Here is an 11,563-nt window from a genome sequence, read left to right as displayed (position 1 = left end):
TCACGCGTCGGGTGAAGCGGGCAGCACCACCCTGACGGTGGTGTCACCCGGCGTGCTCGTGATCTCCAGCGTCCCGTCGTGCGACTGCGCGACGGCCTGCACGATCGCGAGCCCCAGACCCGTGCTCTCGATGCTCTCCTGCCGGTGCCGCGCCCGGGCGAAGCGCAGGTGCGCCTGGTCGAGCAGCTCGGGCGGGAATCCGGGGCCGGTGTCGTGCACCTCCAGGACCACCCGGTCGCCGCGCGCCTCCAGCAGACAGGTGGCGTGCGTGCCCGCATCGGTGTGCAGCCGCACGTTGGCCACGAGGTTGCCGACCAGCCGGCGCAACTGCTCCTCGTCGCCCCGGGCGATCACCGGCTCCTCCGGCATCTCCAGGCCCCAGTGCCGATCCGGTGCCGTGACCCGGGCGTCCTCGACCGCTTCGAGGAGGATCCGTGTCAGGTCGACGTCCTCCCGGCGCTCCGGCACCTCTCGGTCCAGCCGTGCCAGGAGCAGCAGGTCGTTGACGATGCTCGCCATCCGTCCGGTCTCGTCGCTGATGCGCCGCAACGAACGGTGCACCTGCTCGGGCAGCTGCGTCGACGCCGTGTACTCCCGCAGCAGCTCGGCGTGGCTACGGGCCACCGCGAGCGGCGTACGCAGCTCATGGCTCGCGTCGGCCGCGAAGTCCCGCAACCGCTGCTCGCTCTCGTCCCGCTGGGCCAGCGCAAGGTCCACGTGACCGAGCATCGCGTTCATGGCGCGGCCGACCTGGGCCACCTCCGTCGGCTCCCGCAACTCCTCGGCGCGCACGTCGATCCTGCTCTGCCCGGACTCCAGCGGCAGTTGCGTCACGCGGCGGGCGACGGTGGCGAGGTGCTGCAGCGGTCGCATGGAGCGGCGTACGGCGAACGCCCCGACCCCGGCGACGAGGAGCACAACCGCGGCGAGCACGACGGACTCCAGGATGATCAGCTCGCCGATCGTGTGGTCGACCCGTCCCTGAGGTACGCCGGTGACCAGCTGCGCGCCGTCCCGGGTCCGGCTGGTGAGCACGCGGTAGTCCCCGAGCGAGGGGAGATGGACGGTCCTCGGATCGTCGGAGGACGCGACCCTCTGGACCGCCGTGCGGTCTGCGGCGGTGGGTAGGTGATCGCCGTCGAGGTCCGCCGCGACCACCAGGTCGGTGATCGCGCCGTTCGTGACGTGGCCGGTGATCGTGCCGGGCGGGAGCCCGGCGTTGCTGGCGGCACTGTCCTGGCCGGCCGTGCCGCCACCCCGGTTGTCGGCGTCGTGGTCGTTGTCGCCGTGCGGGGACTTCAGCGTGACGTTGCGGGCGGCGGCCTGGTGCAGTTCGTCGTCGAGCTGACCCATGAGGAAGGTGCGGATGCCGAAGGTGGCCGCGACTCCGGCGACCGTGCCGGCGAGCAGGGCGAGGGTGGCGAGCAGCAGGGCCAACCGCGAGGTGAGCGTCCTCGGTCGCAGCCTCATGTCAGCGGGGGCCGCATGACGTAGCCCGCACCGCGGACCGTGTGGATCAACGGTTCGTGACCCGCGTCGACCTTCTTGCGCAGGTAGCTGACGTAGAGCTCGACGACGTGCGAGGTGCCGTCGAAGTCGCTGCCCCAGACCTTGCGGAGCAGCTCGTCCTTGGACAGCACCCGGCGTTGATGGCTGGCGAGGTAGCGCAACAGCGCGAATTCCGTCGCCGTCAGGCTGAGCAGCTCACCCGCACGACGCGCCTCGTGGCCGTCGACGTCGATGAGCAGGTCGGCCACCTGGAGCTGATTGCCCTGCCGCTGCCGCAGCAGGCCCGCGCGGCGCATGAGCCCCTGCGAGCGCGCGAGCACCTCGGACAGGTCGAACGGCTTGGTGATGTAGTCATCGCCACCGAGCTCGATGCCGTGCACCCGGTCCTGCGGCGTATCACGCGCGGTGAGGAAGAGCACCGCGAGCTGGGGGATGCGGGCGCGCAGGGTGCCCAGCAGGTCGAAGCCGCTGCCGTCGGGGAGCATCACGTCGAGGACGACGAGGTCGGGCGGGCTCAGCTGGACCATCTTCGTCGCCTGGTCGACGGTCACCGCGCTCGCCGCGTCCCAGCCGCGGAAGCCGAACGCGGCGACGAGGGCCTCGGCGAGACCTGCCTCGTCCTCGACCACCAGGACCCGCAATCTGCGACCGTCCGCTGCCGTCGGAGAAGGGCCGGCGGAAGGGCGCATGAGAGTCACAGTATCCGCGGTGCGTGCAGGTTTCGGGGTGCGGGGAGCACGACCGGGGCCGGGCGCCGTACGAAGGTCGAAGGTGCCATCAGTGCGGGCGGCCCTCGAAGCCGTGGTCCCGGTGGAAGGACTGACCGCTGGTCCATGCCGACGCGGAGGGATACACGGCGCTCGCCAGGCCGACGCCGAGCAGCAGGACGACGACGAGAGCGATGGCGCGCACCCGCACGCGGCGTGCGGCCGGGTCGTCGGCGCGAGGCCGAAGGTCGCGCCAGGTCTCGACCAGCGCCTCGCGCAGATGACCCAGCACGTGGATCGTGGTGACCGCGACCCATGCGAAGAAGGACGCCTGATGCAGGAAGAGCCACTGGTGGGATCGGCCGGGGCCCTCGACGATCAGCATGATGCCCGTTGCCAGCAACGCGATCGTCGTGAGGATCATCAACGGGCCGAGCACCCGCAGGACGAGCGGCGGCGGCCCGCTGCGGACGTAGGCCTCGGTGCCCGTGTAGTACCGGAAGAACCGGTACCCGGTGGTCGCCATCTTCCACAGGACCGGCAGGACGAGCAGCAGACCGACGAACACGTGAACGGCGATCAGCTGCCGGATCGCCAGGATCGTCGCGCCTTCGACGGCCAGCAGCAGGATCAGCAGCATGCCGGTCGAGGCAGTCAGACGTCGGTTGCCCTGCGCGCCGTCGAGTGCCTGTTGGGTGTGCGCCGACGAATCGACGATGGGGGCCCGCACGGTCCTACATCGCTCCTTGACAGTCCGAACTCAGCACTCTGCCAAGGTTGCCGGCCCAAGTTCTGGGTCCCCTCTGTAAAGACTGTGGGTCCTCCGAAACGCGCCGTTCTGTGTCTCTGCAACAGGGGGCCGTCCCTTACACGGTCAGCAGCGCGAAGAACCCTCCGACCGTCGGCCTGGCCTGGAATCCGCTCTGCCGATCGGTCGCGGTGTCGTACCAGTCGCTGAAGGGCACCCGGGAGGGCGTGGTGTTCCCGAACGTGTAGAGACCTTGGATCAGTCGGCTGGTGATCTTGGGTTGATCGGACAGCCACGCCGCGGTCCACATCTCCCAGTCGGCCTTGGTGTAGGTGTGGCGGATGTCCAGCGGTACCCCGTAGGTGCCGGCCCGGGCCAGGTACCAACGGGCCTCCTCCGCGGCGACCGTGGTGGGCACCAGACCGAGACCGAGGAGCTTGTCGGCGTACCCGTTGTACTTCAGGCTCCAGGTGCCGTCCTGGTCGTAGGCGAGCTTGAGGTGCTTGCCCCCGGTGTCCGTGGACTTGGTCACCCACTGCCCGATGTAGTCGCGGGCGACGCCCAGGTAGTGGGCGGCGTCGGCGCTCCTGCCCGCCGTGGTCGCCACGACGCTCATCGCGCCGATTCCGACGATGCCCTTCAGCGCGAGGTTGACGCTGTGGGCGATGAAGCCGGTGAAGTCGTCGGTCTGGTTCTGGTAGCCCGGGTCGAGCGCGTTGCCGACGAGGTAGTCGCTCCACTGCTTGAGGATCGCGTAGTGCGTCGTGGCGAACGTCGTGGCCGCCGCCGCGTCCGCTCGCTGCAGGTAGGCCGCGGACATGATCAGCATGTTGGCCGATTCCTCGACCGGCATGTCCTCCTCGTTGCCGTCGTTGTGGCCGTCGGCGTTCGGGTAGTGCGCCCCGAGGTCGTGCTCGGCGAACTGCTTGGGCCACCCGCCGGTCTCGGCGTACTGCAGGATCGGTTCCAGGATCGCCGCGAGATAGGCCGGGTCGAGGTAGAGGAACACCGGCATGCACGGATAGGTGACGTCGACGGTGGACATGTTGCCGTCGCTGGAGATCTCCTTGAGGAATGCCCACGCGGTGCCGTCGGGGCCGGTGACCTGCTCGGTCCCGGCGTAGGCCTGGCGCAGCGCGGTCGCGACCAACGCGGCGTACTGCGTGCCCCCTGCCCGACCTGCGGCACCGCTGATGCGGTTGTTCAGAGCCGCGGCTCGTTTCGACGCCGCGGACCAGTCGCTGTGGAAGAACGCGACCATGTCCTGCCACGCCGGGAAGTAGGCCTTCCACCGCGGTGCGAGCGGCTTGGTGAGGTAACTGACCGCGGGCTCGCGCACGTGACCGATCGAGATGACCATCGGTTCGGTCGCGCTGCGGACGCTGCCCAGATCGAGGTGGAAGGCGAAGACCGGCCACCGGTCGTCGATCGCGCGAGGTTTCGCGGTGTCGATGGTGTTGTCGAGCGCTCCACCGCCGACCACGCGGGCGCGGACGACGTTGTCCTCGCCGATCTGATGGGTCAGACCTGGGCGGTGCTGGGTGGTCCACACCATCGTCCCCCAGCTGGCCATGTCGTTCGACTCCGCCAGCACGGTCGGGTTCGCCGGGGTGTAGTTGAGGTTGATCAGCCGGTTGGCTCCACTGCCGATGTCCGTCTGCTCCCAGGTGATCTCCGCCGAGGTGTCGCCGTAGCCCCACTCGCCGGAGATGTCGAAGTGCAGGCCGACCTGGTGCGAGCGGCCGTCGACCGACTTCGCCGTCGCGGAGACGTAGCTGAGGGGTGTGCTCTGGCGGCGCTGGTCGCCGGGCTCGACGGGTGAGAAGAAGGTGACCACCACCCTGACGCCCGCTTCCTCCAGCGTGTAGACCGACGACGTGCCGGTGACCGTGAGGTTGACCTGCCGCATCGTCGGCAGCGGGTTCGTGTTCGGCAGCGTGGGATTGCCGAGGAACACGTATGCCGTGCCGTCGATCTGCGCGATACCGGCCATCGCGGTGATCCGCCCGGTCCAGAACGTCGGCCACGTGCCGGGCAGATTGTCGGTCGCCAGCCAGGTGCTCAGATACGGCGACCGCACCGCCAGCGGTGTCGCCGGCGGACGAATGGGCGTGAAGGTGGGAGCGGCGGTGCGGCCACCCGTGGCCGCCGAAGGCGCCGCCGTTGCGGCGAAGGCCTCCGGGGACAGCGCCCAACCGGTGGCGGCGGCGCCCAGCCCCGCCGCACCCGCCAGGGTCAGGAAGTTCCTTCGCGAGTGGTCCGCCGTGACCCGCCCCGCGGCGGAGGTACCCGACGGCTGATCTACAGGCTCTCTATCGGTCATACGGGCACATTCCACCCGTATCAAGAATGTGTCAAGACCCGTCATTTCGGATCACATAGTGGCTGTTTATGACCGATATTGAATCTTCACGACGTACTTCGGTCGAAACCGGTCGGATCCGGTGGGCTCAGCCACCGGTGCCGAGGTAGGCGAGCGCGGCGACGACCAGCGCCTCGACGCCGGTGTCGAGGGTGGGCTGCAGGACCGGCGCGAAGAAGGGTGAGTGGTTCACGGGGATGTCCTGCGCGACTCGCCCCGCGTCCTCCGCCGCCTGGTAGGCCGACGGGTCGGCGCCTCCGAAGATCCAGTAGCTGTAGGGCACGCCCAGCGCCTCGGGCAGGTCGCTGAAGTCCTCGCTCGCGCTCTCCAGCGGTGCGTCGAAGTGGCGCTCGCCGAAGTGGTCGGCGAACGCCGCGGCGACCTTCTCCGTCGTCGCCGTGTCGTTCGTGGTCGCGGGGAACCGGTCGAAGAGCTCGAACTCCGGTGGCTTGGGGCTGTCCGAGGCCTGGCATTCGGCCGTGACGATCCGGCGTACGGCGTCGAGCACGCTGGTGCGCGTCTGTTCGTTGTAGGTGCGCACGTTCAGCTCGAGGACGGCGTGGTCGCCGATCACGTTGCTCTTGGAGCCGGCCCGCAGGCTGCCGATGGTGAGCACCGCGGGCTCGGTCGGTGCGACCTCGCGGGAGACCACGGTCTGCAGACGGACGACGATCATGGCCGCGAGCACCACGGGGTCGATGGCGGCCTGTGGCATCGACCCGTGGGCGCCTCGGCCGTGGACGGTGACGCGCATGCTGTCGGCGGCCGACAGGATCGCGCCCGGGCGGGTGCCGATCCGCCCGGCGGGGACCGGCATCACGTGCTGGGCGAGGGCCACGTCGACCGCGCCGACCGCGTCGGCGAATGCACCGTCGTCGACCATGCCGCGCGCACCGTCGCCGACCTCCTCGGCCGGTTGGAAGAGCGCCACGAGCGTGCCCTTCCACTGGTCCCGGGATGAGGCCATCAGGCCCGCCGCTCCGAGCAGCGCGGTCACGTGCACGTCGTGGCCGCAGGCGTGCATCACCGGCACGGTGTCGCCCGACGGGTCGGTCGTGGTCACCGTGCTCGCGTAGGCCAGGCCGGTGGCCTCCTGCACGGGGAGCGCATCCATGTCGGCGCGCAACAGCACCCGCGGCCCGTCGCCGTTGCGCAGGACCCCCACCACGCCGGTGCCGCCGATGCCGAAGCTGACGTCGTACCCGGCGTCCTCGAGGCGGCTGCGCACGCTCTCCGCCGTGGCGGTCTCCTGGTGTGACAGCTCGGGATGCTGGTGCAGGTGGCGGTAGAAGTCCTCGAGGTCCGCGCGGTCGTTCTGCAGTCCTTGCAGGACTCGCGCCGCGGGCGTGGTGTCGTTCATGGTGTCTCCTCGGGTCGAGCGGGGTCGGATGACGTGCTGTCGGGAGCCGAGTTGCGCGGGGAGTCATCCGAGCGGATCCGTCGCCACATCCGGGCGTCGGGATCGATCTTCTGGCGGATCCGCTGCCGGTACGCCGGGGGCACCACCCGGGCGGGCGACCAGGCGTCGGCGTTCGGAAGCATCCAGCCCCGCCACCGCGCGATCAGGCAGAGACCAGCGGCGAAGATCGTCGCCGCGACGAGGCCGACGGTGGGGTGGCCGTTCTCGGAGAGCAGCACGAGCAGACCCGCGCCCGCGAGCGCACACGTGGCGTAGAGGGTGTTGCCGCCGAGCACCCCGGGGATGCGGCGCAGGACGACATCGCGCACCGCTCCGCCGCCCACCGCGGTGATCATCCCCAGGAGCACCGCGGGCAACCAGCCGAGACCGGCCGCGAGGGTCTTCGCCGCGCCGGCCGCGGCCCACGTCCCGAGTGCCAGCGCGTCGATCACCGGCCAGACCTTGTCCCAGGCGCGACCCTCGACGCGGATGACGAAGGTGATCACCGCACCGACGAGGGCGGTCAACAGGTAGGCGTAGTCCGTCAGGGCCACGGGGGTGCCGTGCTGCAGCAGTACGTCGCGGATCAGTCCGCCGCCCAACCCCGACAGCACCGCCAGGGTCGCGAAACCGAACGGGTCCAGCTTCTCCGTGCGGGCGATGACCCCGCCGAGCACGGCGTTGGCGAGTACTCCGGTGAGGTCCAGTGCCCGGAACAACTCGGTCAGATGCCCCGACCCATACATGCGCACTCCCTCGGACCGGACGACGTCCACACGCTAGTGCGCTGGACGCGGGTCGGCCGAGAGGGACCGTCGTCAGCTGGCGATGTCGGGTGTCTCGCCGGACTCGGACCGGGCGGCGGTCCGGGCGCGACTCTCGGCGCGGCGGTCCACGAAGCGGGTCGCCTGCTCGTCCAGGCCAGCCATGAACGTCGCCAGCTCCTCGCGGGCCTTCTCACCCTCCGGGCCGAGGCCCGTCAGCCCGTCCACGTTCCAGTACTTCAGGATCGGGGCGATGACCTCGTCGTGGTGCAGCCGCAGGTCGTAGACGCCGGCCTTGGCGATCATCATCGAGTTGCGACGGAAACCCGCCATCGTCGCGCCGGGCATCTCGAACCCGATCACCTCGTCGGCGATCGCCCGCATCGTCGCGTCGGGCGCGATCTTGAGCGCGGCCTCCACGATGTTGCGGTAGAAGACCATGTGCAGGTTCTCGTCCTTGGAGATCCGCGCCAGCAGCTTGTCGGCGACCGGGTCGCCGGTGACCTTGCCGGTGTTGCGGTGCGACACGCGCGTCGCCAGCTCCTGGAACGAGACGTAGGTGACCGCTTCCAGAGGTGTCTTGTCACCGGAGTCGTAGCCGGAGGTCATATAGTCCATCCGCGCGCGCTCCAACTCGACCGGGTCCACCCCGCGGGTGACGACGAGGTAGTCGCGCATCGCGATGCCGTGCCGGTTCTCCTCGGCGGTCCACCGACCGACCCAGGTGCCCCAGGCACCGTCACGCCCGAAGCGGGTTGCAATCTCGCGGTGGTAGGACGGCAGGTTGTCCTCGGTGAGCAGGTTGGTGATCATCGCGGCCTTGCCCACCTCGGAGAGGCGGGACTGCTCCGGCGCCCAGTCCTCCCCACCCATGGCGGCGAAGTCGCGTCCCTCGCTCCACGGGACGTAGTCGTGCGGATGCCACTCCTGTGCCAACCCGAGGTGTCGGTCGAGGTTCTGCGCGACGACGGGCTCGAGCTCCTCGAGCAGGTGGGCGGGTGCAGTGCTCATGTTTCGACAGTACGCCGGTCGCCCGGATCGCAGGGCGTCCGCTTTCGACGCCCGGGGGCGCCGGCCGCTCGCGATCCTCTGCGCCCGCCGGATCGGTCCGGCGGGGGCTCAGGACGCGGAGGTGAGGGCGAACGCCGTACGCATCAGCTCCCCCAACGGGATGGGTTCGGTCGCGCCACCGGCCCGCTGTGCCCAGTCCCTGATCATCGCGCTGCGCATGGCCGCGACCGCAGCGCGGGCGTAGACCTCGCTCTCGTAGCGCACGGCGTCGTCGACCGGTCGATCGGTGCAGAGACGGTCGAGGAGGGCATCGGCGATGCCCTCCTCGAAACGCAGCAGCAACGCGGGCCCGCGCAGGCGCAACCGGGTGCTGGGCGGCCCCTCCGCGAAGAGCAGTACCGGTGCGGGCAGGCCCTGGTCGCGCAGCTGGGCGGACACGTCGGCGAGGGAGAGGAGGACGGCGGTGAGCGGCGTCTCCTGGGGCGGCCGCAGGCGAATGGCGGCGGTCAGGCGAGGCAGCCAGCTCAGCGCTTCGTCGACGATCAGCTCCTCCTTGCCGCCGAAGTAGCGGAAGAAGGTCCGCGGGGTCACCCGCGCTGCGGCGGCGATGTCCCGCACCGTCGTCTGCTCGTACCCTCGCTCGGCGAACAGCCGGTCGGCGGCTTCTTGGAGCGCCTCACGGGTCGCACGTTTGTTCGCTTCCCGGCGGCCGGGCTCTTCACTCATTCGAGCTCACTCCACATCTTGTCACGTGTGACATTTTAGCTTTAGTGTCAGTTATGACACTTTGGCGGGGTGTTGTGACCCCCACTTCCAACGAATCCTCGAGTCGCTGATGGGCACCACCGAGGATCCACCGCAGACGGCGAAGGGCTCGTTGTACCGGCTGGGGAGATTCTGCGCCGTGCACGCCTGGATCGTCCTGGTGGTGTGGGTGGTGCTGCTCGCGGGCGCGAGCCTCGGCAGCCGCGCCATCGGGTCGACGTACTCGGACGACTTCTCGCTGCCCGGCTCCTCGGCCCAGGAGGGCGCGCAGTTGCTGAAGCAGCACGCGCCCTCCTCCGGTGGTCAGAGCGGGCAACTGGTCTTCACGGTGCCGACGGGATCGCTGTCGCAGCACTCCAGCCCGATCAAGTCGTCCGCGCAGGCGGTCGGTGCGCTGCCGCACGTGCTGTCGGTGGGCGACCCGTTGGCTGTCGCGACGACGTCCAAGGACGGCCGCACGTCGTACGCGACGGTGCATTTCGACGTCAACCCCACGACGCTGGGCTCCTCCTACGTGCAGTCGGTCGACCACGCGGTGGCTCCTGCACGCAGCGCCGGGGTGCACGTCGACTACGGCGGGGTCCTGGGTCAGGCGGCCCGCCCCGAGAACGCCCACCTCACCTCGGAGCTGATCGGCATCGCGGTGGCCATCCTGGTGCTGCTGATCGGTTTCGGCAGCGTGTACGCCGCGGGGCTGCCGATCCTGACCGCCGCGCTCGGCGTGGGGACCGGCCTCGGCGTCCTCGGGATGGTCGCCGCTGCCACCGAGTTCGCGTCGGTGTCGCCCACGCTGGCCGTGATGATCGGGCTGGGCGTCGGCATCGACTACGGACTGTTCCTCACGACCCGCCACCGGCAGCACGTGATGGACGGGATGGACCCGGTCGAGTCCGCGGGACGGACGACGGCGACCAGCGGCCGCGCGGTGCTCATCGCCGGCATCACGGTCGTCATCGCCATGCTCGGCCTGTTCGCCTCGGGCATCACGTTCATCGGCAAATTGGGTGCCGCCGCGTCGATCGCGGTCGCTGTCGCGGCCGCGGCATCGGTGACCCTGGTGCCGGCGATGTTCGGCCTGGCCGGTCACTCGATCGACCGGTTGCGGGTGCGCGCGCCGAGTGCGGAGAGCGACATCAGCGGCGCCGAGACGCCGTGGCACCGGTACGCCGTCGCCGTCGAACGGCGCCCGTGGACCTACCTGCTCTCCGGTCTGGCGGTCCTGGTCATCATCGCGATACCCGTGCTGTCCATGACGATCGGCCACGTGGACGAGGGTGCCGACCCGCCGTCGTACACAGATGCCCGGGCCTACGACGCCATCAGCAAGGGGTTCGGAGTCGGCGCCAACGGTCCGATCGCGATCGTGGTGCAACTCCCGTCCGGCATGTCCTCGACGTCGGCCCAGCAGCTGGGGTCCACCCTGCAGAAGGACCTCGCCTCCACCCACGGCGTGGCGTCCGCCACAACGCCCCAGCCGACGTCCGACGGGAAGCTGTTGGTAGCGAACGTCATTCCCACCACCGGCCCGCAGGACGCCAAGACCGACGCCCTGGTGGGGACGTTGCGCGACACCACCCTGCCGAAGGCGCTGGCCGGCTCGAAGGCGACCGGCTATGTGACCGGCACCCTCGCGGGGAACCTCGAGTTCCGTGATCAGGTCGCCGCCCGGCTGCCCGTCATAATCGCCGTGGTGGTCGCGGCGTCGTTCGTCCTGCTCCTGGCGAGCTTCCGCAGTCCGTTGCTCGCCCTGAAAGCCGCGATCGCGAACCTGTTCTCGATCGGCGCGGCGTACGGCGTCGTGGTCGCCGTCTTCCAATGGGGCTGGGGCGGCTCGCTGCTCGGGGTGCACGAGAAGGTGCCGATCGAGTCCTACGTGCCCATGATGATGTTCGCCATCGTCTTCGGGCTGTCGATGGACTACGAGGTCTTCCTGCTCTCGCGCATCCGCGAACGCTGGGTGGCCACCCAGGACAACGGCCTGAGCGTCGCGGACGGGATGGCGGTGACCGCCAAGGTCATCACCTGCGCCGCGCTGATCATGGCCAGCGTCTTCTTCTCGTTCCTTCTCTCCAGCAACGTCGTCATCAAGATGCTCGCGTTGGGGCTCGGGGTCAGCGTGCTGCTGGACGCGTCCGTGATCCGGCTGGTCATCGTGCCCGCCACGATGTTCCTGTTCGGACGGACCAACTGGTGGCTACCGGGGTGGCTGGACCGGGCGCTGCCGCACCTGGAGCCCGAGCCCGAGCCGCAGTCACCGCAGGCGGGCGTGCCCCGGCACGCGGGTCACACCTCGTAGGT

Annotated in this window: 9 protein-coding genes; 1 reads left to right on the top strand and 8 read right to left on the bottom strand. The window is 69.8% G+C overall.

Annotated elements, in window-relative coordinates:
* From J4030_RS07905 to J4030_RS07870, 8 genes are all read right to left on the bottom strand, one after another.
* Window positions 1–1,470, bottom strand: coding sequence for a cell wall metabolism sensor histidine kinase WalK (locus J4030_RS07905; protein ID WP_208048663.1), 1,470 nt, complete (start codon window positions 1,468–1,470; stop codon window positions 1–3).
* Complete coding sequence (locus tag J4030_RS07900; protein WP_208048662.1) at window positions 1,467–2,198, bottom strand: response regulator transcription factor; 732 nt, start codon at window positions 2,196–2,198, stop codon at window positions 1,467–1,469. Before J4030_RS07900 ends, J4030_RS07905 begins: the two co-directional genes overlap by 4 nt.
* An 88-nt stretch (window positions 2,199–2,286) precedes the next feature.
* On the bottom strand, window positions 2,287–2,946 hold the full coding sequence (locus J4030_RS07895) for a hypothetical protein (protein WP_208048661.1): 660 nt from the start codon (window positions 2,944–2,946) through the stop codon (window positions 2,287–2,289).
* A 136-nt stretch (window positions 2,947–3,082) separates the two neighbouring features.
* Window positions 3,083–5,287, bottom strand: coding sequence for a glutaminase family protein (locus tag J4030_RS07890; RefSeq protein ID WP_208048660.1), 2,205 nt, complete (start codon window positions 5,285–5,287; stop codon window positions 3,083–3,085).
* A gap of 127 nt (window positions 5,288–5,414) precedes the next feature.
* The gene (locus J4030_RS07885) at window positions 5,415–6,686 is read right to left on the bottom strand and encodes an amidohydrolase (RefSeq protein WP_208048659.1); all 1,272 of its coding nucleotides are present in this window, start codon (window positions 6,684–6,686) and stop codon (window positions 5,415–5,417) included.
* Entirely contained in the window at window positions 6,683–7,471 is a 789-nt protein-coding gene (locus J4030_RS07880; RefSeq protein ID WP_208048658.1) for a trimeric intracellular cation channel family protein, read from the bottom strand. The genes J4030_RS07885 and J4030_RS07880 overlap by 4 nt, the downstream gene beginning before the upstream one ends.
* A 72-nt stretch (window positions 7,472–7,543) precedes the next feature.
* The gene (locus tag J4030_RS07875) at window positions 7,544–8,500 is read right to left on the bottom strand and encodes an acyl-ACP desaturase (RefSeq protein ID WP_208048657.1); all 957 of its coding nucleotides are present in this window, start codon (window positions 8,498–8,500) and stop codon (window positions 7,544–7,546) included.
* A 108-nt stretch (window positions 8,501–8,608) separates the two neighbouring features.
* Window positions 8,609–9,226 (bottom strand): TetR/AcrR family transcriptional regulator, encoded by a 618-nt coding sequence (locus tag J4030_RS07870; protein WP_208048656.1) that lies wholly within the window; start codon window positions 9,224–9,226, stop codon window positions 8,609–8,611.
* 109 nt (window positions 9,227–9,335) lie between these two features.
* Here J4030_RS07870 and J4030_RS07865 point away from each other — a divergent pair, with 109 nt between their 5' ends.
* On the top strand, window positions 9,336–11,561 hold the full coding sequence (locus J4030_RS07865) for an MMPL family transporter (protein ID WP_208048655.1): 2,226 nt from the start codon (window positions 9,336–9,338) through the stop codon (window positions 11,559–11,561).
* Window positions 11,562–11,563 lie beyond the last annotated feature (2 nt).

This window comes from Allobranchiibius sp. CTAmp26 (genome assembly GCF_017565405.1).
Classification (GTDB): Bacteria; Actinomycetota; Actinomycetes; order Actinomycetales; family Dermatophilaceae; genus Allobranchiibius.
This window is presented reverse-complemented; position numbering and strand designations above follow the sequence as displayed.